Origin of the sequence: Leptospira fletcheri, from assembly GCF_004769195.1 — a bacterium.
Lineage (GTDB): Bacteria > Spirochaetota > Leptospiria > Leptospirales > Leptospiraceae > Leptospira_B > Leptospira_B fletcheri.
This window is the reverse complement of the sequence record NZ_RQET01000009.1, coordinates 1-26350: the sequence shown is the minus strand read 5'-3', so window position 1 is coordinate 26350 and position 26350 is coordinate 1. Positions and strand designations below refer to the sequence as shown.

General features: G+C 49.2%; 21 protein-coding genes. 15 read left to right on the top strand and 6 right to left on the bottom strand.

Features of this window, described 5'->3' with window-relative positions:
* Positions 1-170: 170 nt before the first annotated feature.
* From EHO60_RS12220 to EHO60_RS12210, 3 genes are all read left to right on the top strand, one after another.
* Positions 171-1097, top strand: coding sequence for a ParA family protein (locus EHO60_RS12220; RefSeq protein ID WP_135768494.1), 927 nt, complete (start codon positions 171-173; stop codon positions 1095-1097).
* Complete coding sequence (locus EHO60_RS12215) at positions 1081-1782, top strand: ParB/RepB/Spo0J family partition protein (protein ID WP_135768493.1); 702 nt, start codon at positions 1081-1083, stop codon at positions 1780-1782. Before EHO60_RS12220 ends, EHO60_RS12215 begins: the two co-directional genes overlap by 17 nt.
* Before the next feature lie 115 nt (positions 1783-1897).
* Positions 1898-2503, top strand: coding sequence for an NADPH-dependent FMN reductase (locus tag EHO60_RS12210; protein ID WP_135768492.1), 606 nt, complete (start codon positions 1898-1900; stop codon positions 2501-2503).
* On the opposite strand, the gene EHO60_RS12205 is transcribed toward EHO60_RS12210, so the two are convergent.
* Entirely contained in the window at positions 2500-3651 is a 1152-nt protein-coding gene (locus EHO60_RS12205) for an acyltransferase family protein (protein WP_135768491.1), read from the bottom strand. The genes EHO60_RS12210 and EHO60_RS12205 overlap by 4 nt on opposite strands.
* Before the next feature lie 75 nt (positions 3652-3726).
* On the opposite strand from EHO60_RS12205, the gene EHO60_RS12200 reads away from it, so the two are divergent.
* Positions 3727-4122 (top strand): Crp/Fnr family transcriptional regulator, encoded by a 396-nt coding sequence (locus EHO60_RS12200; RefSeq protein WP_135768490.1) that lies wholly within the window; start codon positions 3727-3729, stop codon positions 4120-4122.
* Positions 4123-4162: 40 nt separating this feature from the next.
* Here the strand turns inward: EHO60_RS12200 and EHO60_RS12195 are convergent, their stop codons facing one another.
* Entirely contained in the window at positions 4163-5182 is a 1020-nt protein-coding gene (locus EHO60_RS12195; protein WP_135768489.1) for a GGDEF domain-containing protein, read from the bottom strand.
* Between the two features lie 140 nt (positions 5183-5322).
* Here EHO60_RS12195 and EHO60_RS12190 point away from each other — a divergent pair, with 140 nt between their 5' ends.
* From EHO60_RS12190 to EHO60_RS12170, 5 genes are all read left to right on the top strand, one after another.
* Positions 5323-6087, top strand: a complete 765-nt coding sequence (locus EHO60_RS12190) for an SDR family NAD(P)-dependent oxidoreductase (protein WP_135768488.1) — start codon at positions 5323-5325, stop codon at positions 6085-6087.
* Positions 6088-6098: 11 nt separating this feature from the next.
* Positions 6099-6623: a low molecular weight protein-tyrosine-phosphatase gene (locus EHO60_RS12185; protein ID WP_135768487.1), complete on the top strand. Its 525-nt coding sequence runs from the start codon at positions 6099-6101 to the stop codon at positions 6621-6623.
* Positions 6613-7902, top strand: coding sequence for an NAD(P)/FAD-dependent oxidoreductase (locus tag EHO60_RS12180; RefSeq protein WP_135768486.1), 1290 nt, complete (start codon positions 6613-6615; stop codon positions 7900-7902). The genes EHO60_RS12185 and EHO60_RS12180 overlap by 11 nt, the downstream gene beginning before the upstream one ends.
* A 65-nt stretch (positions 7903-7967) precedes the next feature.
* A complete protein-coding gene (locus EHO60_RS12175; RefSeq protein WP_135768485.1) occupies positions 7968-8780 on the top strand; it encodes an SDR family NAD(P)-dependent oxidoreductase in 813 nt (270 codons plus the stop codon).
* An 18-nt stretch (positions 8781-8798) separates the two neighbouring features.
* Positions 8799-9221, top strand: coding sequence for an SRPBCC family protein (locus EHO60_RS12170; protein WP_135768484.1), 423 nt, complete (start codon positions 8799-8801; stop codon positions 9219-9221).
* Between the two features lie 27 nt (positions 9222-9248).
* On the opposite strand, the gene vapC is transcribed toward EHO60_RS12170, so the two are convergent.
* The 4 genes from vapC to EHO60_RS12150 all read right to left on the bottom strand — a co-directional run bounded on the left by vapC (position 9249) and on the right by EHO60_RS12150 (position 11199).
* The gene (gene vapC / locus EHO60_RS12165) at positions 9249-9650 is read right to left on the bottom strand and encodes a type II toxin-antitoxin system tRNA(fMet)-specific endonuclease VapC (RefSeq protein WP_135768483.1); all 402 of its coding nucleotides are present in this window, start codon (positions 9648-9650) and stop codon (positions 9249-9251) included.
* Complete coding sequence (gene vapB / locus EHO60_RS12160) at positions 9647-9877, bottom strand: type II toxin-antitoxin system antitoxin VapB (protein ID WP_135768482.1); 231 nt, start codon at positions 9875-9877, stop codon at positions 9647-9649. The genes vapC and vapB overlap by 4 nt, the downstream gene beginning before the upstream one ends.
* 144 nt (positions 9878-10021) lie before the next feature.
* Positions 10022-10426 carry a hypothetical protein gene (locus EHO60_RS12155; protein WP_135768481.1) on the bottom strand — a complete coding sequence of 135 codons (405 nt, stop codon included), beginning with the start codon at positions 10424-10426 and terminating at the stop codon, positions 10022-10024.
* 272 nt (positions 10427-10698) lie between these two features.
* The gene (locus tag EHO60_RS12150; RefSeq protein WP_135768480.1) at positions 10699-11199 is read right to left on the bottom strand and encodes a hypothetical protein; all 501 of its coding nucleotides are present in this window, start codon (positions 11197-11199) and stop codon (positions 10699-10701) included.
* A 271-nt stretch (positions 11200-11470) separates the two neighbouring features.
* Between EHO60_RS12150 and EHO60_RS12145 the strand changes: the two genes are divergently transcribed.
* From EHO60_RS12145 to EHO60_RS12120, 6 genes are all read left to right on the top strand, one after another.
* Entirely contained in the window at positions 11471-14170 is a 2700-nt protein-coding gene (locus EHO60_RS12145) for an Lcl domain-containing protein (RefSeq protein ID WP_167880216.1), read from the top strand.
* A gap of 4 nt (positions 14171-14174) precedes the next feature.
* Positions 14175-14774, top strand: a complete 600-nt coding sequence (locus EHO60_RS12140) for an Lcl C-terminal domain-containing protein (RefSeq protein WP_135768478.1) — start codon at positions 14175-14177, stop codon at positions 14772-14774.
* 99 nt (positions 14775-14873) lie between these two features.
* Positions 14874-23183 (top strand): TIGR04388 family protein, encoded by an 8310-nt coding sequence (locus EHO60_RS12135; RefSeq protein ID WP_135768477.1) that lies wholly within the window; start codon positions 14874-14876, stop codon positions 23181-23183.
* Between the two features lie 10 nt (positions 23184-23193).
* Positions 23194-23832, top strand: coding sequence for a hypothetical protein (locus EHO60_RS12130; protein WP_135768476.1), 639 nt, complete (start codon positions 23194-23196; stop codon positions 23830-23832).
* A 30-nt stretch (positions 23833-23862) separates the two neighbouring features.
* On the top strand, positions 23863-24300 hold the full coding sequence (locus EHO60_RS12125; protein ID WP_135768475.1) for a hypothetical protein: 438 nt from the start codon (positions 23863-23865) through the stop codon (positions 24298-24300).
* A gap of 94 nt (positions 24301-24394) precedes the next feature.
* Entirely contained in the window at positions 24395-26299 is a 1905-nt protein-coding gene (locus EHO60_RS12120) for a TIGR04388 family protein (RefSeq protein WP_135768474.1), read from the top strand.
* Positions 26300-26350: the final 51 nt, after the last annotated feature.

The following is a 26350-nucleotide window of genomic DNA, read 5'->3' as shown; positions in this document are numbered from 1 at the left end:
AGGGTGAAACGATTTCACCCCAGTTCGAACCCGGTAAATGATTCTACTAGTCTCCTCCCCTACCCGCCTCCAAGCAATCTCGTTTTTTCGCCTTATCCGATGGAATGAGACATAGGTTTGATTGACAAAACGGATCAGTAAAGGGATCAAGAGGCTAAGGTTCCGGAAAAATGAAAGATAGGGTGTTGGAAATTCGGGAGATTCTCTCGGTGTATGCGGTCTCTTCCGAAGAGGAATTTCGCCAAAAGGCGGAGGCTTGGAATATTCCGGTCCAGGGCAAGGGGAAGTATAAAGAGGAAATTTTAGATAAATATTTCCGGAAGAAGAGGAAAAGCGGATACGAATCAATTGTGATCGCGGTTTCGAATCAAAAAGGCGGCGAGGGTAAGACCACAGTTTCCATTTGTCTTGCCGAAGCCTTGGCCAAATCGGGAAAAAAAGTCCTGTTGATCGATTGGGATGCTCAGGCAAATATCACCCAACTGTATGTCGGCCAAGTCGAGAAATCGGTATTCCATTCTCTAGGCTATCGGGGCGATTCGACGATTCCGATTTCCGAAATCGTCCTGAATCTTGCTCCCGGCTTGGATCTAATTCCGTCCTCCATTCATCTGGCGAATTTTACGACTCCGTACGAACGCGACGACTTCGAGTTATTGAAGGACGCCCTGCTGCCCGTCAGGTCGTCCTACGAATACGTCATCATAGACTGCCCGCCGTCCCTCGGTTTAATTCTGGAGAATGCGCTCATTGCCGCGGATCTAGTCCTGGTTCCCATTCAGACGAGAGCCTTTAGCGTTCAGGGGTTGAAGGATTTGCACGGCACGATAGAAAAAATCCGTAAGAAAGCGAATCCCGATTTGGGGTTACTCGGGGCGGTACTGAACCAATACGAGGATTCCAGGGCGTTGTCCGGGCTCGCGGACGCGATTCGGAAATATTTTCCGGTTTTTGATTCCGTCGTGTACAGGAGAGAGGCGATTCCTCAGTCACAGGCGAAACGGAAGTTGTTATCCGAATACGACCCGAAGGCGATGCAGATGTTTTCCGCTCTGGCGGAGGAAGTGGTAAGGAGGGCGAATGGCCAAGAGAGCTGAGTTTGCCGGTATGGATCTGCTGACGGCGTTCGGCGGAGAAGAATCCTCGCGGAAAGAGATTTCCGTCGGAGATATACAGCCGAATCCCGAGCAGCCTAGGATTTTCGGCAGGGAAGAAGTAAGCGATCTGACAGAATCTATGCGTCGCCTGGGTCTAATCGAACCCATCGTAGTCCGGAGAGCGGGTAAGAAATTTCAGATCGTGGCGGGGGAAAGGCGATACCAGGCCGCGAAGATTTTGGGATGGAAGTCCATCGCCGCGGTGGAAACCGACGCGTCCGAGGATCGCTGTTACGAGATGGCTCTGGCGGAAAACGAAAAGAGAAAAAGTCTGAATCCCTGGGAAGTAGGGAGAGCGATCCAATATCTGCGCAAGGAAAAAAAGAAAACGGCCGAAGAGGTCGCCAAGTTGCTAGGCTATACGGAAAGGTATGTGAAACAATTGAGTTCGATTGCGAGGTTGGATCAGAAGTCTGTCGGTGACTTGTTGCGCTCGGGAAGAGAGGCATCCGTAAAAAATCTGGAAACTCTCCTGAAAAAAAAGGAAGGTAGGGGGGGTGAAACGATTTCACCCCGGAAGGTCCCCGATCGTGTAATCCTGGATTTGAAATCTTTACCCTCGAAAACCAAGGATTTATTCCTGAGAGATCTTTCTACTTTAAAGAAAAAATACGGAATTCGCTGACCGTTACGCAGCGAGTTTTTATTCGTTCTCGTTCGGGAAAAATTTTTTTCATTGGATAAATTCGAGCGTCTGTAAGCCTTCCCAGAAAGGTAGGCGAAGTTCGTTTAAGGTGCAAATGAAAATAGGTATTATCGTCGGTTCGCATAGGAAAGAGTCCCAATCCGCCAAGGTAGGGAATTTTCTGGCTCAGAAATTAAAGGACATGGCCGTACAGACTTGGACTTTGGACCTTGGCAAGACTCCGTTACCGATTTGGCAGGAAAGTTTTTGGGACGGCGGTCCGGAGTGGGATTCGATTTGGAAACCGATAGACTCCGAACTTCGCGGGTGTGAAGGCTTCGTAACGATTAGTCCGGAATACGCCGGGATGGCCAGCCCCGCGTTGAAGAATTTTTTTCTTTATGCAGGAACCGTTCAACTGGGCCATAAGCCTTCCCTTCTTGTGGGTGTTTCCGCGGGCCGCGGAGGCGCTTTTCCCGTGGATGAACTGCGGGGCAGTAGCTATAAAAACAGCAAGCTTTGTCATATTCCGGAACAACTTCTGTTTCGAGATACGGAACATCTCGTAAATCCGGGGGACCCGGTTTCCCAAGAGGATTCGTACATCAGAGAGAGAAGCACGTATGCGCTTCGGGTCCTTCTTGCTTACGCCGAGGCCCTTTCCGAAGTCAGGGAATCCGGTGTGACGGACGACCCCAGGTTTAAAAACGGAATGTCCTAAGTCTGTTGCCCCTTCCTTAAAATGCGACGTAATGCGGTGGAGAGCGCTTCCCATACGACCCAAGGGATGGCCAGATTCAGGATCCAAGTCGCGAAATAAAACGGGATTTGAGCCCATCTCGGATCGAACGGATTGTGCGCATGGAAAAAATGGATTAGGACCGGGTGGAGGAGGAAGATTCCTATACTCCCCCGTCCAAGAGCGCAAAAAATCCGATAGGGTAGGGGAGGGGGACCTGCGGTCTCGATTTTTCTTCCCCAAAAAAAGAGGACCAAGAACATTCCGAGCGGATAGAAAACGAGGTGGTTCGATACTTCCATCGAAAAGCGGAACGTCAGAACTAATACGGTCAGCGAATAGACTACCAAGGAAAACGTCAGGAATTTCCAAAAGCCCGAAGCGTCCGACGTTTTCGGCATGAGGAGAGCTTCGAACTCTTCCGGGCGCTTGAATTTTTCGGAGGAGAGAACTCCGACCGTAAAGAAAATTAGAAAGTGGGTGAGTAGGATCGGCTCCCAGCCTTTGATTCCGAGATCGAAATAATCGAAAATATGGTTCGATACGACGTTCAGGAAGAGAGTCTCCAGGAGCAGGGCCAGCCACGGAATTCGATTCGAGGCCGAGAGTAGAAACGGGAACAAGACGTATGCCTGGACCATCAGAGGCACGAAATAATACGGAGCAAAGATCGACCCCTGTGCGTACGAAGTCAGCCAGGTCTTCCCATCCGGAGGGAGCCCGTATTTTAGGCCCGCGGCGATCAAAAATACCAGTGTGTACGGCAGGATCAAGCCTAGAATCTTAGGTTTCGTGTAAGAGGAAAAACTCGAGTACGAGAGGTAGATTCCCGATGATATAAGAAAAGCGGGTACGGAAAATCTAGCTAGATTCGAAACGGCTAAGGCCCAATCGGAGAACGGCTCTTGGGGTCCGAAAAAACGATAGTACGAGGATAAGTGTATGGCCACAATTCCGGAAATCGAAACGCCTCTGACGAAGTCGACGACGGCACTCCTGGTTTTCGTTCCGGAATGCGTCTTGGCGGCGCGACTTTCGAATAGGCCTCGAAACGAGGGAAAGAGGAGTAATAGGAAGGCAAGGAGGAATAACCCGAGGCCTTCTAAGCCCAAAGAAAGGATAGAATTCATCGAAACGTATAGTCTATTGTACTAGCGGGTTGGCAAGCTAGTTCGAAACGCCGAATTATTTTAACAGGGGGTGGAATGAATAAGATCGTAGTGCAGTCCGGACAAATCATTTTTAGGGAAGGGGACAATAATAATTCCATGTACATCGTTCTTTCGGGAATGGTGGAAGTCTTCTTCACTCATAAGAATACGGCCACTCGCCTGGCCTTGATGAAAAAAGGCGACTTTTTCGGTGAAATGGCTCTCTTCCGCGCCAAGCCTCGGAGTGCGACTGCGAGAGCGGTCATGAACACCGAGTTGGCAAGCATAGAAAGCAAGCAGCAACTGGAGAAATACCTATTGTCCAACCCCGAATTCGCCGCAAAAATGGTTCGGATTTTAGCGGATCGCCTGGCGAATACGAACGAACTTCTGATTTCTAAGTTGAACGAAATCACCACTAAGGAAATCGAGTACCAGATCCAGGAATAAGGATCGACTGACAGGAATTATGCGGAGAAACGCGCCAGGGTCAGTAAGTGATTTTGTCTTTACCCGCGGATTTGGCTTCGTATAGGCGCGCATCGGCGATGGAATAAAGGTGTCCACCTTCCTCCGAGTCGAGCGGATATTCGGATACTCCCCCGGATACGGTCACTTCGAGGCCGAAATCGTTTTTGGATGAATTTCTGAGATATGTGCGGAATCTTTCTATCGCCACGGTGGAATTTTCGCGGGTGGTCTCCGGAAGTATTACCGCGAATTCTTCTCCTCCCACTCTGCAACTGATGTCCTCCGTACGGAACGCGTACATGAGAGTTCCGGCGACAAGTTTTAGAATATCGTCTCCGAAGGAATGGCCTTTGGAATCGTTGATTCGTTTGAAATTGTCCAAGTCGAAAAGAAACAGGCAGAAGTTTCTCTTATAACGTCTGCTTCTGTTGATCTCCTTATTCAACACCAGATTGAAATAGCGACGGTTATAGATTCCGGTGCCTTCGTCTATGACCGCATTCAGGATAATCTCCTCGAAGGAATACATGTCCACAATCTTGGGATTTTCGATCAGCCTGTTCTTTAGATATATATAATCCAATAAGGCGACTACGAAGTTCATGCTTCGGCCCAACTTGCGGCTTACTTCCTCCGCGTGGGCATAGATTTCCTTCCATAGCGTTCTCGCTTCGGATTCCGGTAGGTCCAGATTGGCGACGATTCTGAAAAAATCCGAGTAGAAGTAGTCGTGCTTCTTGCCCATCTCCTCAAACTTGCTAGCTAAGCCGGAGAGGGAAGTTTGTCTATCGTTGACGATTTCGAGTATTGCGGTTTTCCGTTCCGAGGAGGTCGGCCCTAGCCCTTTGAATCGGTCCCGCATTTCGAGAAGTTCCGTTCTTGCCAGATTGGCCGCGGTTTCTTGGGCGCCTAGGATGCTCTCCGCCTCTTTGAGTTCTTCTTCCCCGAGACGGGAAACACGTTCAGCTAGGGCTAGGAGTTTCTTGAGTCTTTCGATCTCCCTATCTTTCGTATTTAATTCGTCTTCGAAATTTCGCATGTTATCGGGGGAATGTCTCGGTATTTCGTTCTTTTGTAGAGCTATACGTCATTCTTTTATGAGGTATTTTACTGGTAAAATAATTCCTTTCCCGTCTAGCTGGTAAATCAATTTAATGAATAAAAAGGACCTTTATTACAATGTCGGAAAGTCGGGTCTCTAAAAAAGTGATTATTACGGGAGCAAGTTCCGGAATCGGTAGGGAACTCGCTTTGATTTACGGAAAAGCAGGTCATGATCTTGCTTTGACTTCCCGGAAAAAGAAGAGCCTGGACGACCTGGCAAAGGAGATCCGGTCGGCCGGAGGGAAGGGCAAAATTGTCACAAAACCCTTGGACGTTTCGGACACGGACCAGAACTTCAAGGTTCTTCCCGCTTTCATCAAAGATCTCGGAGGTTTGGACCTGTTCATCGCGAATGCGGGTATTTCCACGACTTCTTCCTTCGGACAAAAGAGTTTCGAGGCGGACAAGCAAGTGATAGAGACGAATTTGATCGGCTTGATGGCGGGCGCGTCGGCGGTATTGGAATTTTTTAAGAAACAGAAAAGCGGTCAGATTGTGGGAATTTCTTCCGTGGCTTCGTTCCGCGGACTACCGGGCTCCTCCAGTTATAGCGCTTCCAAGGCGGGAGTGTCCACGTACCTGGAGGCTCTGAGAGGCGAGGTTCGAAAATACGGAATTTCCGTTACGGTTATCCATCCAGGATTTATCGATACGCCCATCAACCAACAATTAAAGAGTCGCCCTTTCGTGGTGCCCGTTTCCGTAGGCGCCAAAAAAATCCATGATCGAATCGAGTCTAGAGTGCGTTCCGCGATCGTTCCTTGGTTTCCCTGGGCCTTTGTCGGAGCACTGATGAAGGCGGTGCCCGAATTTCTTTGGGAGAAAATCGGGCTTAAATAGGTCGGATTTCCATGCAGTCTTCGGAAGAACAATCCCCCGAGATCAAAATCAGAGTTTTGTTCGTTTGTCTGGGGAATATCTGTAGGTCCCCCGCGGCAGAAGGCGCCTTTCAGGATCTGGTCAGAAAGAAAGGAATCGAGAGATATTTCGAAATAGATTCCTGTGGAACATCCAGATACCACCTCGGTGAACTTCCGGATATGCGTACGCGCCAAGCGGCGAGAAAAAAGGGGATCGAATTGGTCCATCGAGCCAGGCAATTTCAGAAATCGGATTTCGATGCGTTCGATCACGTTCTTGCTATGGATCGCTCCAACCTGAAGGATCTATTGAGTCTTGCGTCGGGAGAGGAGGAAAGAAAAAAGATCCACCTCTACCGGAAATTCCAAAAAGGGGAAGGAAAGGATTCGGACGTCCCCGACCCATATTATGGAACTTTAAAGGACTTCGAGGAAGTCCAGTCCATCGTTTCCGAGGCCGCCGAAGGTCTGCTGGAATTCATCTTAAGTAAAAACGGAGTCAAGTATGCCCCATAAAACGGAAAAAAAGAAGGTGGTGATCATAGGAGCCGGTTTCGGCGGCTTACAGGCGATCCAGAAACTTTCCCAAAACGAATCCGTAGAAATCATCGTTATAGATAAAAAGAACCACCACCTGTTTCAGCCTTTGCTGTACCAGGTCGCGACCGCAGTGTTAAGTCCCGCGGACATCGCGATTCCGACGCGTTCCTTGGTCGGTGACCGGGAAAACGTCACCGTCTATCTGGGAGAGGCGGAAAAGATAGACATTCAGTCCAGGAAGGTTTTCTTTCAAGGACACTCGCAGGATTACGATTATCTCATTTTGGCCGCGGGAGCGAAATCCAGTTATTTCGGAAACGACCATTGGAAGGAATATACCACAGGTCTGAAGAATCTTAAAGACGCTCTCCGGATCCGGACGAAACTTTTGCTTTCGTTCGAACGAGCGGAACTGGAGGAGGACAAGGACGCGGCCAAGGCGCTTTTGAATTACGTAATCATCGGCGGAGGCCCCACCGGAGTGGAATTGGCAGGCTCTATTGCGGAGCTTTCCCACGAGATCGTAAGGAACGAATTCCATACGATAGATCCGGCTTTGTCCAAAATCACTTTGATCGAGGCTTCCCCACGGTTGTTGGCGACATTTCATCCGTCGTTAAGCGAATTTGCCAAGAAACGTCTGGAAAAGAGGGGAGTCGAGGTGCTCGTCGGGACCAAGGTCACGAATATCGACTCGGAGGGTGTGCATTTGGAAGGTCGAGTGATTCGGTCTTCCAGCGTGATCTGGGCGGCGGGGGTCCAGGCGAACGAGATCAGCAAATCCTTGGGCACGGCCTTGGATCGTTCGGGCAGGGTGATCGTGGACGAATTCTGCAATATAGAAGGGCATCCGGAAGTGTTCGTGATCGGGGACATCGCTTCCTACTCCAAAGGTTTGGAGCGCCCTCTACCAGGAGTCTCTCCGGTGGCAATGCAGCAAGGACGTTATGCGGCATCCTTGATCAAAGGGGACTTGAAGGGGAAAAAACGATCCCCCTTTAAATACGTGGACAAGGGAAGCATGGCCACCATCGGTCGGCAGGACGCAGTCGCTCAGGTGGGAGTTTGGAAGATGAAAGGGTTTTTCGGTTGGTTGGCTTGGCTCTTCGTACACTTGTTCTACCAAGTAGGGTTCAAGAACAAGGTTTCCATCATGATCACTTGGGTTTGGTCGTACATGACTTTTCGCGCGGAAGCGAGATTGATCCAGGACGAGGTGGGAGCGGAAGGAATTTCCGATCCGGTTTCGAGATAGATCGTAACGATCCAAGGCATAAAAAATTCTTGAATCCGATTTCGAAGATGGAAGGATAAACCGCAATGCATGTAGACGCTTGGCGCGGTAAAACCGTCGTAATTACCGGAGGGTCCTCCGGAATCGGGGAATCCCTTCTCGGAATCCTGTCTAAGATTCCTTGCAGGGTCATCAATCTTTCCCGGTCCAAGCCGGATCTGATCGCGAAGGCGGAAAAGAAACTGACCCAAGTATCCGCGGATCTTTTCCATATTTCGGCAGATCTCTCCTCGGAAAAGGAAATCAATAAGGCGGCGAGTAAGTTGGCCAAGATCACGGACGGGGTGGATGTGCTCTTCAATAACGCAGGCATCACCGCGCACTCCAGGTTGGACCAGACGCAGATGGAGGCGTTTCGGAAAGCGTTCGAAGTGAATTTTTTCGGTCCCGTTCTTCTTACGTTACGCTTGCTTCCCTATATCAAAAAAAAGAAAGGCGTGGTAGTCGTGACTTCCACCGTAAGCGGTTTGTACGGAATTCCGGGAAGGAGCGCCTATTCCGCTTCCAAAGCTGCTTTGCACGCGGTCATGGAGTCGGCTCGGATCGAGTTGGGAGAAGACGGACTTAGATTCGTGATTTTTTGTCCTCCTTACACAAAGACGAACCTTAGAGCCAACGGTTTGGACGGGGACGGAAATCGTTTGGGAGAATCCCATTACCAGGGGAAAAGCAAAACCCCGGAAGAAGTAGCGAGAAGAATGATTCGCGCGGTAGAGGATCCGAATTCCAGATTGGTGGTCATGGATAAGAGCGGATTCTTTTTGAAATGGATGAGAAACATCTCTCCGTCGTTTCTGGAGAAGGTATTGTTTCAGAAGTTATACAAAGATTTTCATTGAAGGTAAGCCCTTTCGAGTATGGATACGAGAAGCATTGTCAAGGAGTTCCGGTACGAATTCCCTTTGGAAAAAGTTTGGAGCGCGGTTACGGTAAACGAAGAGTTGATCCATTGGTTGGCGGACAAGGTTACCGGTCGTCCGAAGATCGGAGCCAAGTTTTCCTGGACTTGGAATTTGGGCCCGGAAGGAGAGCTGACTTCCAACGGGATCTATAAGAAAATCGTTCCGTTCGAGGAGTTGGTCCTGGAATGGGAGGATCATCCCGCCGGGTCCATCGAGCTGAAATTGGAATTCGAAAAAGACGGAGACGGGGCGACCATTCTTCGTTTAACGAATTCCGGTTATCCGAGCGGCGAGAAGTTCGACCATTGGATCGAGGCAGCTTCGGAAGGTTGGGACGACGAGAGCATGAACCTTCTGGAATATCTGAGAAGGAATTGAGTGCGAGGCGGCTCTGTCCGGGATTGCCTAGATCCAATTTTCGATCTTGAGGCCCCGGATTTTTTTGAATTCTTTTTCATTGTTCGTCACAAGGATGTATCCGTTAGAGACGGCTTGGGATGCTATCAGAAGGTCGTAAGGTCCTATCGGATTTCCCGATTTTTCCAATTCAGATCGAATTCTGGCGGAAATCTCGGTTTCTTCCCTGCCATAGGAAAGAATATTCAAGTAATTCAGGAAATCATCTAGCGCTTTCTTATTTTTCTCAAAAAATCTGCTTTTCTGAACACCGTATCGAAGTTCAAATTCCGTGATCGATGAAATATAGATGTTTTCTAATTCTATTTTCTTAAATTTCTTATAAACGGAGTCCGGCCTCTTATTGATGATATAAATGCAGATATTCGTATCTAAAAGAACCTTCGTCATATCGAATCGCGTTGCTCGTATTTTTTAGGCTGGTTCCGCTCTAAGGCTAAGTCCTCGGAAAACTCATTCAAAGTATTCCAGAATCGATCTAAAGCGTCATCCACTGGGGTTAATATTACGTTTTCTCCTTCCTTTCTGATATAGACCTCACGCCCTTGGAATCTATATTCTTTCGGTAGCCGAACCGCCTGACTGTCTCCGTTTTTGAATATCTTTGCTCGATTCATATATATGCTATAATATATATGAATCGAGTAGTCAATCGGTTTTCCGGGAGGAAGTTTCAAAGCCTCTCCCAATTGTTTCTAGCATGGCCAACGGTATCAAGGGATCTTCCGAATAAAACCCATTCGACCAACGACAGATAAAAATTAGGCTATGACAAATTGTGAAGAATCCGTATTTGCTAAGGATTCTCTTTTTCGAAACGTGCTAAAGTATTCCGTATTTGGAGTCGTTTTTTGTTTTTGGGGAAGAAGCCTCTTGTATAGACGAAATTTCTCCGGCGAAAATAGGACAACAACCGTGTTGTCAGGATCTTCAAATGCTTCTTTGAGATACCATTTGACACTGTCGCTTAGATCTTCCAGAGCTTCCTCTATGTTCCGTCCCGAGCCAACTTGGCTTAAGGGTAGTACTTCCGCATAATATAAGTTTTCCGTATCGTTTTTGATCTGATAAATTAATATAGGTAAAGAGCTTTCTCCGCCAGGGGCTTGGTGGCGAAATACGATTGCTCCCGCTTTTAGAGGGATTACATCCGCTTTGAATCTCATAACCCTAAGTGATTCCTTACCAACAGAATCTATCTATTCGTTGGTATATTACCCGTTCTTGGATTTATCATCACACTTTAAAAAAAATCAAGTCAATAGAAACCCTACGAAAATTCTACTAGCTTTGATTCTTTCTAAGTGTATCTAAGGGGAGGCTTGGGTCTTCTTTTCTTCCAGAAGAGGAATTTTTGCTCCGACCGCTCAGGGGCAGCGAGGCGGGGACTCTGCCCGTCCGGGCAGAGTGTTGTTAAGATCCGGTCGGGGAGGAGCGGTTATTGGATTTGAACTGTGTTGTTGGTAGATTGGGTACCGCCTTGTTTGAAGAGGACTACATAGGTCCCGGCATTCAGCGTCGTAAATGCTGAATTGACTGTCGGACCAGATGGGTTAAAATCACTTACTGAGACGGGGGTGATCGGAACGTTTGTTGTCGAAATTGGACAAGATCCTTTCAATATATTGAATGTACCTGCCGGAGCGGAGACAGTTATAACATCTCCCGGATTGACGGTAAACATTATTGTACCTTCATACTTGCCGTCTTTTGCAATGTATGTGGTGGAGAACGGCACGGTTTGGCCCTTGGAAACTTTGGCTAGAGGGTAGGAAAATTGGCTGAGGCCGTAGCTGTCCCCACAGGCAGTGTTGCTGGCGTTGTTGAGTAGGGTGTAGAGTGTGAGGTTGTCGCCGTCTTTGTTGCTGCTTTTGTGGCATCCGGAGAGGGTGAGGGCTGCGATTAATACTAGGGTTGCAAAGGTTGCAATGTTTTTCATGGGGATCTAGGAATCTCCTTCTTTTGGCCCAAGAAAATGTTCATTTGACGAAAAGTCTACGACTTTGTGGTGGGGGACTCTAGATTATTTTGGGTTTTTTATCCCTTGAGGGGGGTCGTTTATTAAAAAATTTACGAATTTTTGAGTCTCCGGCGGGTGAATTTTGTTGCCAGGATCGAATTCGTACGCGAAATCTGCATCGGTACGTTCTTTTTTTATGCAGTCGGCTCGGAAATTTTGTTTTTCTCTCTTTGTGGCAGGGGTTGCTTTTGTGTTCTGCTCTTGCAGTCCGCAATCTCCCGGTTACGGTCTTTTGGCCGCTTTGGAGGGAATGGTGACGAGCCAGGCGAATTCCGGAACGAGTTTTCCTTCCAATCCTCTTCCCTTTGTGGGCCATGCGTTTTTTCTCCCCGGCCAAACCGTGAATCTGAATTCCGCTAATAAGGCGAGCGGTGGGGGGATCGTGGTGGATCCGAGTAGTGCGGGTTCCACTTTGGGGATTGCCACGGAAGGGAATGGGGTTCCGAATCTGGTCTTTTTGTACAATGGGAACACGAATCCATACGCAGTGGATGTGAATGGGGACGGGGTTCCGGATTATTATTTGTGTTATAAACCGGATGGGAGCGTGAATCTGACGACGGGGATCAACTGTACCGGAAATGTTGTGACCGTGGTTCCTGGCCAGGGATTCGACACGACCGGTAACGGGGTGGTGGATAACCCTATGATGGCTCGGGAGAAGGCGGATACGATTGCGCCGAGCAGTTCGATCACTCCCGTTCCCGGGACGTACGGAGGGGCTCAGTCGGTGACGATTTCCTGCGCGGACAATGTGGCTCCGGGGAACTTGGATTACACTTTGGATGGAAGCACTCCTACCTTCAGTCCGGTCCATGGGACGATTACGAATCCTCCTAAGACGACGTTTGCGGTAGGCGGGAACGGGAACGGGGACGGGACGTATACCGTGGAATACAGGTGTAGAGATTTAGCGGGGAATGTGGAGGCAGTGCATACGGCCACATACATCGTGAATCATACGATTCCGAACATCACGATCGTGAATTCTTTGGGTTCCGCGTATTTGAGTACCAATGCGGGTGCGATCAATTCCACTACCTTCAGTTGGAAGTCGAACCAGGCGGGGTCGTATTCGGTGCGCTTGGGCGCGACGGGTTGCACGGACGGAACGATCGTAGGGAGCGGCACTGTTGCGGCAAATTCGGCACAGACCACTTTTGTGAATGCGAGCCAGTTGGTCGCCGGAGTGAATCCTATTTTCGTATGCGTGACTGCGGGGCAAACGGGGAAGTTGTCTTTGACCGTTACTTTGGATAACCAACCTCCTACGGTGACTCCGAATCCGGGGGGTGGAGGGTATGGGAGTTCTCCCGTTTCGGTGCAATTGAATTATTCGGATAATGTGAGTACGGCTTCCGGGTATCTTGTGGCTTATACTACGGACGGATCCTTGCCTTCCATCAATACGGCCACGCAAACGATCACGAACGGGATCGCGTATTCCTCGAGCACTCCGATTTCCGTAAAGACGACTGCAACGATCCGTTATCTGGCGATGGACAATGCTGGGAATTTGTCCACTCAGGGTAGCGCGGTCTATACGATCGATCCGAATCTTCCGACGGTCACGATCAATTCGTACCCGTCCACCCAGGCGGTGAACGGGAGTACGGACGCTCAAGTCAATTGGCAGTTCGGGGTGCAGAGCGGAGCCTCTTATAAGGTGCTTCTGGGAGGAAACAAGTGTACCCAGGTGCAAACGACTAGCGGTACCGGAAGTACTAGCACGACCACGACGAATTACCAGGGTCCTTCCGGGGTTTTGTACAGCACGGTTTCGGATTGCGAGTGTAATAACGGGACCGCCTTGGCGGGCTCGAGCACGGCGTATGCGAGCGGGAATGTGGTGGTTTCCAGTCCGAATGCGAGCATTTTCGATATCCAAGAAAATGTTCCGGTGGTGACTACGATGGCGAACTTGAATTTTACGGCAGGTAAGAATTCGATCGTACTTTGTGTGGCTAACGAACTGAACCAAGCGCATTACGGAAGCGTGGTGGGTGCGATCTGGAAGGACACCTTGGCTCCGACGGTGACTTCGGTGAGTCCGAGCGGGGGGGCGACGGGAGTGAATCCGAAGCCGGGGACGATCACCCTGACGTTTAGCGAGCCGATGAACCAGAGTTTGGCTCCGGGGTTTTCGATTACGGCTTATACGGCCAAGGCGGGTCAGCTTTGGCAGACATTAGATATTACGAATATTCAGTATTCCTGGACGAGTCCGGACACGTTGCAGGTCCAACTCCCTTGGAAGTTCTTTCCCGAAAACGCGCTTTTGCAATGGTCCCTGACGGGCTCGAGTATGAAGGATGTGATGGGGAATGTGATGGCCTCGAATGCAAGTATGGCATTTACCACCACGACGTACGAGGCGGCGAGCGGGACCTGGTTTGGCCAAGCTGCTCCGTCATACAATCCGACTCCTGTGACGATTTTTTCCGGATTTCCCTCGGATTCCGTGACTATAGACAATAGCACGCAACTGTATTGGAAAACCGTTTCGGAGACGGTTCCTACGGGGGCTTCCGCTCTTACGTTTTATCAGGCGATCAACGCTTGTTCGTATCTGAATGCGGCGAACGCGAATGCGGGGTTTGCAGGTCGAACGGACTGGAGGTTGCCGAGTTCCACGGAGTTGCAGTCCATCCAGGATTTTACCATTGCAACGACTCCTCCTCCGAACGCTGCTCCTCCGGCCATCAACTCGACCGCTTTTCCGTCCACTGCTCGGGGTTGGTACTGGACTTCGAGCGTATTTGCAGGGGATCCGAGCCAGGCTTGGTATGCGGATTTCGGAATGCCGAATACGACATTCGTGAACGGATTGTTGAGCGGGGCGAATCCGCCTTACGCGGCGATGTATCTGCGGTGCGTGGCGGGGAGATGAGGGTATGATGGGATTTGCTTGGCAGGCATTGAAATCTTCGGTCCGGCTCGGTTTGCTGTTTTGTCTGTATTTGCCCTTTGCGGATTTGGGTTTGGCGGCGCCCACGGCAAGGTTTTCCGTTGCGACGAGTAGCGGTTCGGGGGCATCGGTTCCGGGGGTGTTGAAGGATAGCGCCACGGGTCTGTATTGGCAGAAATGTATTTTTCCCCAGACTTGGAATCCCAGCAGTTCGGCTTGTGCGACCCAGAATCTTCCGAGCGGTGTGCCTAGTACCTCCGCGGTGGATTGGGGCAGCGCGACCTTCGGCAACGGGTATTGCACTAAGATGTACGGGAGCGCTTGGAGGCTTCCGACTTTGCTGGAGCTTCGGTCTTTGTTGGACCGTTCCAGAGTCAACCCCGCCATAGACTCCTCCTTTGACCCGGGGTCTGCTTCCGGCGGGAGCGGGATCCCGGACTTTTTTTGGACTTCGAATCCGGTCCAGTGGTTGAATCAGACAGGGTACGCGTGGACCGTGAATTTTTATTACGGGTACGTGTATTTTACCTCCTCTACAAGCAATCCGTATTATTTAAGGTGCGTGTCCAGTACCCAGCCGCCTTGAGGCGCTTCGTTTTTTTTCATTCTATCCAAGCGAAAAAACAAATGATCTCCGTTTTTGCGGAGAAGAGCATTCGAGATTATTGATGGATCGGTTTGTCGTATGAATCGTAGAGAGAAGTATTTCTTTTTCCTCCTCCTATTCGGGTTTCTATTTTCCTTGGATCGAGAATTGGAATCCCAATCGACGCCGCCGATTCCGCAGTTGAATTCCCCCAGTTACGCTGCGGGGGGTTGGAACCAGCAGATGCAGTCCACGTATTCTGCGGCGAACGGAATGAAGAACATCACGAACTGGGACGCTTTGGTGCTACAGGGATACGGGGTGTTGCAGTCGGAATGGGAGGCCCAGATCCAGGCACAAATCAGCAACCAGGTGAGCCTGGTTCATACGCAGGACCAGTTTCAGAGCGTACAGGATTATAAGAATTATGTGTATGACGCGCTGGAGAGCCAGGCTTCCCAATTGTTGACCCAGTGGCAGGCGGATGCTGAGGTATCCATCCAACTGCAAAGGAACCAATTCATAGACACATATTACGGAGGGAATCTTGCGACAGTCACGAACCTGAAGAACCAATTCGACGCGGAATTTCAGGCGGTGGTACAAGGGAATTCCCCTACGTTAAGCACTACCGGAGGGAGTAACGGGTTTTTGACGAATTCCCAGCTTTCTTTGCAGCAATTAGAACAACAGTGGTACAGTCAGTACAACACAAATATCCAAAACGGTCTTTGGAATTACGAGCAGTCGTTGCAGGCATTGAATACGAATTACCAAAATCTGTTGAACCAGATCGCGACCACGAACGCGCAGTATTTGTCGAACATCAACCAGATCCAGTCGTACGAGGCGAACGTGAAGGACCAGGTGAAGACGACGATGGACGGGTACCAACAGTTTTTGAACGGGAACAGTCTGTTTTGGAATTCCGTGAATGTCACGTACGACTCCGTGTCGGGGACGTATTTGCCAGGGATCTGTCCGTCGGGAGACACTTGTAGCTATTATCTGTACGATACCACGAGCGGACAGTTCGTGTCTACCTGTCCCGCCACGGACCAATGTACGACTCTTACGTACGACAATTCGATGAATGCCACGACAGGGCAGGTGACGGGGTACATCAGTTCGAGTTGTGCCCAGGTGGTGGGGACGGCTTGTACAGCGGACTCTGCCAAGTCGGTGGCGGTGCATACGTCCTTGAACGCGGACGGACAGGCCTTCCAAAAAGTGATCAACGATATAGAGACTGCGATCACACAGGGGATGACCTCTCTTGCAGTCTTTGATACCACGAAGGGAACGCTGGTGAGTTATCCCCAGAGTTGCTTGAATCCCGGAGAGTCCTGTGTGACGGGATCGTACAATACGGCGACGCAGAAATTTTCCACGTCGGCTTGTGCGAGCGGGGCTGCGAGTTGCGTGCAGGCAATTGTGGACAATACGACTCCTAGCGCTTTGACGGGGATGTATTTTAGCAGTACCTGTCCGACGGGGGATGCGAGTTGTGTGACCTGTCCGAGTACGGGGGGAGTGGCGGATACCTGCCAGATCCAGTCGTACGAGGCCTCCTTGGCGTACGCAGCGAACGAGATGTCTACCTTTTTGCTCAATGAACAGGCGCTGGTACAGACGAATGTGGCTCACTATCTGAACGGTACCAGTTCCAGCACGGGGGCAATGACGATTAACATGTCGCTTTTCGATTATCAGTTTGCGACAGGTACAGCGGCGACCCAAGGGGTTGCAGGTTTGGCTGTAGAGATCATGCATTTTATCGACGGAACAGTGAGCGGGACGGATTTTTCCAATTGGTTGATGAATGCGTATTCTGCCTCTCTGACCGGGACCTGTGATCCGAACAATTTCGATTCCACTAGTCCGGCCTGTTTGTTCCCTTTTTTTTCCGGGGCAGGTGCCGCATACGGGGGAGCGTCTAGTGCGAATTTCTTTCCTGGGATGACGATTACCGGGGTGAACATGCCCTCCACGAATTTGCAGGCGATCAATTTGAATCCCGCACAGTACTTCAATAATCCGCAGGCGTATTGTTTGGGGAATGCGGGATGTGCCCCCTTGCCTTTTGTTTATGCCTATGGAGCTGTGACCGCTCTGCCCTATACGCCCATTCCGGGGGGGCAGTATTATAGCAACAACCGCACTTGGAGTGATCCAGGGTACGGAAATTTTTACAATTATACGGACAATGAACTCTGGGGGGTGTATGGGGTCTATTACGGTGCGGCTACCATGTATCACCAAACGGACTCTATACAGATCACTCTCAGCTTTAACGAGCAGGACAATAATTCCAGCGCCAGTGCGGCGACTTGGCAGAATTTGCTGACACAGCTCCAGGGATTTTCCGCCAACTGGACGAATAACGTATTGCCCGCGGTGATGAATTGGTCGGGGCAGGTGGCGAATTATAACGCGCAGTATGCGACTTGGCAGACGACTCAGGGGGCGTTACTAGCGCAGGCACAGAGCGATTATTCCAACGCATTGGCCGGATTGCAGAGTAGCGAGACGGGTTGGCTGACCCAGATGCATGATTTGCAGGCAAAGACTTCTGCTTCTTTTTTGGCGGCGAATAACGCACTAAGAGACGGAAAGAGCCAGGCGGATTTGAGCGCTTTGTCTACGGAACTGTTGGGGAATCTGACCCTGTCTCGTTTGGATTCCGGAAGCGGGTTGGCGCAGTCGTCGGGGGTACTGGATACTTCCAAACTCTTTGCGGGAGAGGCGTCCAGTTTGTCGAATGTGAACCCGAATACGGGTTTGCCGAATTTTAGTCTCCTCGGGATTTTTAGCGGAACCTTCGGCCAGTCGGTGGCGGGGCTTACGAACCTGTCCTTGTTGTCCTCCACGAACAACGCTCTCCTGAACGAGAAGATGAATTATATGCAGCAGATGGTCTCGAACTTGGCGGGACAGCAGGCGTTTACCCAAAACGGGGAGCAGCAACTCTTACAAGACCGTCATTTGTCCACGAAAACGGTGGGGCAGGAGAAGGATGCCAAGACATTCCTCACGAATTCCGACGGGCAGTATGTAAAATGCGACGCGGGCGGGGGGAATTGTACCGCTTGTGCGGACCAGAGTACCGGTTGTGAGACGATGGATTCTCTCATCACTTCCGTGTGCGGGGATTCTTTGAGCACTTGTACGAAGTACACCGCGAACAAGTACACGAACGTCCACATGAACAAGGACGGGGACATAGAAATGGACCAGGCGGTGTACACGGGAAAGGCCACGTACCAAGGGTCCTCTAGTTCCTGCGGTGGGGGAAGCGGAGAGGCCTCCGACGCGAACGATTATTGCTTTAATACCCAAAACCAACACCTGACCATCAAGGCTCCTCATGCTACTTTTATGATGGGGAACGGGATGAATTCCGTCGGAAACATCTTCGATACGAGCCAGGCTGAGGGGAATCGGATCAGTTCCGTCATCAATTCCAGCTTTAAACACGCGAGCGACTTTTTCGGAGTGAACAATTTTTCCACGGCGCTTCTGGCGAATCTCGCGAAGACGGACCATGCGAATAGCCTGAATGCGGAGGCAGCAGGGAAGAGCGCGGGCGACCAGGCCTTTGTTGCGGGGATCGTGGAAGCGTACGTAAACTATGTTGCGAACGGCGGCCACGGCATGAAGGGCTTTGTCAAGATGGAAGTTCATAATCTGGTGCAGAACGCGATCACCACCCTTCTTGTGAATACATACCATTTGTCTCCGGATGTGGCGACTTATCTAGCCGGAGGTCTGATCGATTGGAAACAGGCCCAGCATGCCAAGCATGAACTTAGGATCAACGCTTGGAAAAACGATCTAGAGGGAATCGCTGCCGGTGCGGCACTGGCTCCTTTCGGGGGTCTGTTTGGAATTACGGGAGTTTTGACTGGAGAAGCGGTCGGACCGGGGATGGGGAACGTGTTTACCGGTCTCAATAATCGTAGCGATGTGGAGGCCATCCGGCAATGGAGGCAGGACAGGGAAAACGTAGTGGGTCTTGCAGTCACCCTGTACGGAAAAGAGCATAACTGGCCTCCGGACCAAATCGCTTTGGCGGCACAGTGGGCCAACGACTTTGTACATGCTCGGGACGCGAAGGCGGAGTTGGGTTGGACGGGGCCCATGCTTTCCGTAGGTAGGCTCATGGGGGTCATGAGGAATCTGGAGGCTCCTTTTGCGGAAATCGAGGGAGGGCTCCTAAAATTCGGAGCGCACTTGGGGGGCCAAGCAGGGCTCGTGGGTCGTCATGCAGAGGAACATTTTGACGATAATGTACGATTCGGAGTCAATAACGCAAAATTAAAAGCAGACGTAGACGCGATTCACCAGTGGAAGACGGACAAGGTGAACATGGTCGGAAACTACGTCCAGCAAGTCGGAAAAGCGAACGGTTGGTCCGACGAATACACCCAAGCCATGGTACGAATTGCGGAAGGATTCGTGATCCGACAACAAGCAAGAGCGGACTTGCGCAAGACGAGATTGACGGACGAATTTGCCTTAGGACCGCTAGCTGTCCTGGACCAGGTCTTGTTTAAGGGAGGGATCGAAAGTTTGGTCTCTCGCGGAGTCAAGGGGATCTTAACCACATTTGCAGATGTAGGTCATTCCTTAGGACTTGTATCCGACCAATTCCGGTCCGACACGTATGCAAATACTTCCGTGTGGAACGATAAGTTTACGGGAGCCTCCTTACAAGCTGCGACCCAGGCCGGAAAAATCGACAAGTCCTACATCAAATCCCAAGAGAGAGATTTATTATTTACCACAATCGCGGCGATTCTGGATCCGAACGGGAATCCGAATGATATCAAGAATTTCGGTAAGCTTCTGGAAGGGTACATGGACCAGAGGACCGCGAAAAAAGAGGCCCGAGAACAAAGGCTGAAAGACACGGAGCAGGTGATCGAAATCGCAGCAGCTGCGGCATTTTCCGTATGTACCGCAGGAGCGGGATCTGGAACCATGTTTGAGGTACTGGGCCAGGTCGCAATGAACGTCGGAAGGTTTTCGATGACTTACGGTCAAATGATTGCGTCTGCCATCAGCATTACCGCCCAGACGGTTATAGGCGGAGAGCTTGGAGGAACGAACGGAGCCATTGCCGGTCTTGCAAACGGACTGCTCGGAGCTGCGACTCTTTCCGGAAACTTGCCCGTTTCCGGCTTTGTGTCTTGGACACCAGGACATAGCGAGAACCTACTCACCGGAGAAGCCGGACAGAAAGGAGGCTGGGGAGGTGGCTTCTCTGCGAACATAGGCGGATTTGGTGAAAAAGACATGGGAACGATCGGCTTTACATATGCACCCGGGACAGGGTTGGATGTAAATGCGAACTACGCTTTCGGAGGGAAGAGTTTCCAAATGCCGGCAGGGTCGTTTGTGGGGATAGACATCAACACGAAGACAGGGAACTACACGGTGAACGGAGGGTATGACTTTAACCCAGGTGGAGAAAACCATGTGGGGATGACAGTCTCCGCGAGCAGAGACGGATCCGCGAACGCAGGGGCCTTTTATAATTATAGCAAACAGGACCCGCAGCCCGAGCCAGGTAGTAAACCGGTTCTTGGTGCAGACGGAAAGCCAGTGCCACCACCTAAATCGTTCATGGGTAAAATGGGAGCAGTTGGAGCAGCCCTCACGATGTCGAACGATGGAACGTTTGATTTAGCGGGTCAATGGAAGGGAGTGAACGTAGCAAGCATGAGCTATGATACCAACACCCACAAACTGGGACAAGTTCACGGAAGCGGGACTTTCTTTAGTGACTTTGCGAGCTCGGTAGCACAGGAGAACGCATCCAATAACATAGAAAAGCAACAGAAACAAATGGATGAGCCGACGGGCAAGCTTCTCGTGAAGATGGGAATGATGTCGGATGAGGAGAGATTGAATATCCTCAATAGCGAAGGCCCGGGAAAGCTGAACGAGATGTTCGATACATATAAGAAGAACATGTCGGATAGCGGGAATATAGAGCAATGGAAGAACCAAGTGAGCGCAGCAGGGGATGCCCTTGGAATGCGAGTCCAGTTTGACGAAGGGAAGTCTGCGAAGACAGCATTAGAGAGCGCATGGAATCGATTTAAGGGAGATGTGTTCGGATCGTTTGGGATCGCGAACGACGGATCTAAGTCATATTCAGCGGGGAAAGATGAGGAACCGAGTGTGCTACGAACGAAGACTTGCTTTGACAAGTCAGTAGAAGTAAAGACGACAAAGGGATACAAGTCTTTCGGAGATCTGAGACTCGGAGATGAAGTCTATTCACTTAACGAAGAGACTGGAGAAATAGAGATCCAAAAAGTAACGGAATTATTCGTACATAATGTACGTTCCGTGCATGAGATTGACTTTGAAAATAAAGCATCGATCAAGACGACTTGGAACCACCCATTTGCAATCCAAAATAGGGGTTGGGTGAATGTGGAAGACATCCATGCGGGAGATCGCAGTATCACAGGAAATAGTATCCGAACTGCGATGATGAAGTCTCTTGCTATTGGCAACGGAATTTCGATTGGAGCATCTATCGCTGGTTCTTCGAATACCGTTAGAATCACTCAAACGAACTGGCAAACGGAATCCAAAGGGACTTTAGGGATCCGGAGAATAGAAGAGAAATCCAGTACGCAGAAAGTGTACAATATAGAAGTAGAGAAGAATCATAACTACTTTGTACGAGTGGGCAAGGAAGATGTGCTTGTGCATAACTACATAGTAGATGTGCGGTTAGAGAAGATCCCAGCAGAAGACTTAGCAATGCTGAGCAAACCGAATTCGGATCCGAAATATAGCGAAATTAAATGGGGTGATAAGACTTACAATCGAGTGATCGAAAACGGAGCGGTTCGATACGAAAGACAGGGAGCGAACGGCTCTAAAGAAGTGCTCCGAGTTTCCTCGGCTGGTTATATAGAGCAAAAGACGGTTTGGGGCGGATTTATGGGCCTTGGAGGAAAAGAGTCTAAGGCATCTTATTACAAGGCAAACGAAGTCAACATAGCTGAAAGAAACTCTGATAAAGCTAATGGAGTTAAAGAAGAGCCATTGGCTCCGTATGAAAAGGCAGCGGATAGCCGTTATGTAACGGACAAATTAAGTAAGCTTTGGTCGGAGAAGGGAATCGACGGTTCAAAATACGGATTTGGAATGAAAGAACTGCGACAAACGAATTCTTATAGTAAAGAATTAACGTTAGTAGATCACGAACTGGAGTTTACGAAAGCTAATAAATCGCAGGTAGAAGGAGCGGCAGCTAGGATTCGTAAATTAGAGGTGGAAAAATCGAAACTTACGAATGCCTTAGATAAGCTCTACGAGTCTGCTAAAACTGCCTATACTCAAGTAGGCTACGATTCCCGAGACAGTAACGGAAGATATACGGGAGAATTTGCGAAGTTTAACAAGGAACCGAAAGAATTCGGAAGTTCCGGACAAGATGCGAACCTTCTGATGAACGAAGTCCGTATAAAAGCGCAAGCGGTCTTAGGGTTTAAGTCTGGAACGGAGAGGGCAAGGATGGAGGAAATCCTTGGTAGCTTAAACTCTCTTGAAGTGCAGCGTAAGATGAGTACGAAACAAAATAAGATTTCAAGAGAGGAATGGATCCGAACTGCGACTCGAGGACTGGAGGACGTATCTGAAAAGCCAGGAGAATCTCGTGAGAAATACATGGAGCGCTTGAATAGCGTAGAGGCGGGGGCTCAGGATCGGACTCGAGGAACAGCGGTTCAATTATCTGTAGCAATTGAATTGCTACAGAGAGCTTTTGAAAGGGGCGATTTAAAACCTGCCATTCCTCATGATGCACCTGACTATGCGCAAAGACTAGAGAACTACAAAAAGTTCGTGAAGTTTGTTGAGGGAGGCTGGAGTCCGGAATTAGGAAGTAAGACAGCCGCAGAGATTTGCCGGACCTATACGAACTACCTCCAAGCAGTGGAAGGAAAAGTAACGAAAGCGAGCTTCGTAGAATGGTATACATATAAAGGAATCAGTGGAGACTTGGGCTTTAGCCAGGGTGCTCCGGTGGTTGACTTGGGGCATACTCCTGGGTTTTCTAAGTCCTGGGGAGTGGAAACGGAAGGTTCTAACAACTTTGCGAGTGTCCGTTTGGATCCGAAGACCGGCGAATTAAGAGGAATTGTGAATCCGATCCCATTGGATAGCTTGCGGCAGAAATTGGCAGAATTTCCGGTTGGCAAAGTGATCCAAGTTTACGACGATACCGACAATACCCCTGGAGCGAACCACTTTTGTCTTTGGTTGAAAACGGAAGATGGTTGGGTGAATTACAACCATACGGGTGGTGAATCTGGCGGGGTTAGGCGCGGTAAAACGATTAAGTTTAACGAAAATTTAAAAGTGTTTAAGATCTACTATTAGGAATATTTGAATGAAAGCTTTGTTTTTTCGCGGATTTTTACTTTTTACCTTAATCCTTGCAATTCAGTGCAAAGAGAAGGACGAACAAAAATCAGAACCGCAAAATAATTCTACTACTCAGCAGGAAGTAAAACCAGATAAGACTCCAGTTTTATTAAAATTAGCTAATCCTTCTATCAAGAGCGTCTATCATATAAGTTATGCTGCTCCTTGGGTAAAAAAACTTAAAACCGAAGGTAGGTACGGTATTTGCGCGGAAGTCGATCCAAAGAAAAAACTCTTTAAGATTAAGTTCGAAGGGGAAGACAAAATCTATTTGATCAATATGACCCTTGTCGATGAATCAAAATTTTCTTTAGCGTATGAGGGCGTTCCTCTTTACGATGGTATATTTGTAGATCGAAAGAAGACATTAGGAATCTATATGAAGTTTTCGGAACCCGGTTCTGCGATTGATCCGTTTGCGTGGGGAGATGATGAAGTCCCTTCGGATGGTTATCAGATGGATAATCCAATCCATGTAAAAAATATGAGCACTGTGATCGACTGCGAGATGGAGATTTTGATTGCAGGTTGCTTGGAAAGTCCAGAACAAAATCAACCTTGGAAAGATTGCCGTCCTCCTGGATACAATAATCTGAAGAATTAGTTGAGGCTATAAAGGAGAACTCACTTTTACATGAAAGTATTCTTAAACGTTTCTTTTCTTCTTTTAGTCGGCGGGGTAGCATACCTCGCTTTTCTATTGAAGCAAAGTGCGAATCTCCAAGATACGGTTGAGTTTAGTAAACCTGGCGATCATACAATGCCTGGAACAGAAATTACATATCTGATTTTAAAACGTCCCAAGAGTATTTTGGGAGGTAATAGATATTATTTTGCAGGCAAGAGATTGAATGACGAGATTCCTTTTGTTCAAAAGTATTCTCCGATCTTAGATTCTGAGAAAGATAAATTCGATAAGATCAATGATCTAAGCGGATGTGGAAATGATACCTACATTATCACATTAAAGATAGGTGAGACTTTAAGTTATAAGAAGTTTAATATCTTCGATACGAGTCCGCAGCAGACGGACGAAAAGGGCCTTCAGGTTTGTAGGCGAGGGAAAGGATGAAAGGCCTTAAAGATATAAAACTCAACGGAATCCCGGCTTCTGCCGGGTTTCGTCGTATTAGGGGGTAAGCTGTAAGCCGCTTTACAGGAAAAAGATGGAAATCATCGGATTCACAATCTTGCTAATACTGATAACATTGTGGGTTGAACTCATTGAAAAGATTCTCACATACAAAACCGCGAAGGATCGAACCGTGGTCAAGTTATTGGGGGGTGAAGAGGATTTGGTTATTGATGATGAACACAATAACTTGACCGAAGGCGAGAGCCTGACCCGAGGCTACGAAGACAAAGGCATCATAATAGAGAAAAAAGTGAGGGACGCGGCCAAACAGTTGTTAGGTGAATTCGGAGGGAAGAGTTTCCAAATGCCGGCAGGGTCGTTTGTGGGGATAGACATCAACACGAAGACAGGGAACTACACGGTGAACGGAGGGTATGACTTTAACCCAGGTGGAGAAAACCATGTGGGGATGACAGTCTCCGCGAGCAGAGACGGATCCGCGAACGCAGGGGCCTTTTATAATTATAGCAAACAGGACCCGCAGCCCGAGCCAGGTAGTAAACCGGTTCTTGGTGCAGACGGAAAGCCAGTGCCACCACCTAAATCGTTCATGGGTAAAATGGGAGCAGTTGGAGCAGCCCTCACGATGTCGAACGATGGAACGTTTGATTTAGCGGGTCAATGGAAGGGAGTGAACGTAGCAAGCATGAGCTATGATACCAACACCCACAAACTGGGACAAGTTCACGGAAGCGGGACTTTCTTTAGTGACTTTGCGAGCTCGGTAGCACAGGAGAACGCATCCAATAACATAGAAAAGCAACAGAAACAAATGGATGAGCCGACGGGCAAGCTTCTGGTAAAGATGGGAATGATGTCTGAAGAGGAGAGACTGAGTGTTCTAGAAACCCAAGGCCCGGGTAAGCTGAACGAAATGTTCGATACATATAAGAAGAACATGGCGGATAGCGGGAACATAGAGCAATGGAAGAACCAAGTGCAGGCGGCCGGGGATGCAATTGGAATGCGAGTCCAGTTTGACGAAGGGAAGTCTGCGAAGACGGCCTTAGAGAGCGCTTGGAACCGATTTAAGGGAGATGTGTTCGGTTCGTTCGGGATTGCGAACGACGGGTCCAAGTCGTATTCCGCGGGGAAGGATGAGGAACCGAGCGTGTTACGAACGAAGACTTGCTTTGATTCCGAGATTGAGGTAAAAACACCTCGCGGTTATCAGAAGATTGTAACATTAAACAAACATGATCAGGTGTACACTGTCAACGAAGAGACTGGAGAGATCGAGATCCAGAAGATCACCGAGACATTCGTGCATGAAGTACATTCAGTTCACAATGTATATTATGATACAGATGAGAAGGTGACAACCACCTGGAATCACCCTTTTGGAGTGATCGAAGCAGGAGAGAGAAGTGGAAACTCAGGAGTATCCGGTACCATCTGGGTGAAGGCAGAGGACCTACACGGAGGTGATCGTAGCATCACAAGAAGAAGTATCCGAACTGCAGAGACCAAGAGAAGACTTGCAAGAACGCCAGTACTAGCAGCATCATTGCATGGAATCCAGAGCGAGAGATTCGAGAAGACGAGCGATTGGAGCCATGAGAGAGAAGGAACGCTTGGGATTCGTAGAGTAGAGGAAGAGAATCGCAAGGAGAGAGTGTACAACATAGAGTTGTCTGGGAACCACAACTACTTCATTTATGTGGGAGAGGATCTTGCGCTTGTACATAACTATGCGAAGGAGCAAACAGAGCAAGTTTCTGCAGCCTTAGCCAGAACGGAGACCTTGCTAAAAGCGTCGAATGGTGACCAAGAACTCGTAAACAATTTGGAAGGCTTGAAGAATTTAGGAAAGGAATTCAACAAGAACGCTTTAGAAGCGACACAAGAAACGAACCGGTTGCAGTCTAAAAGCTTTTTGGAAAGACAAAAGCAGGAGATGTCAGTTAAGAAGTGTACAGTGATAGTATTCGGCTGACATTTCTTCAGAAAGAAATTTCCTAATTTTCTAAAATTGGTTCGTCGTTTT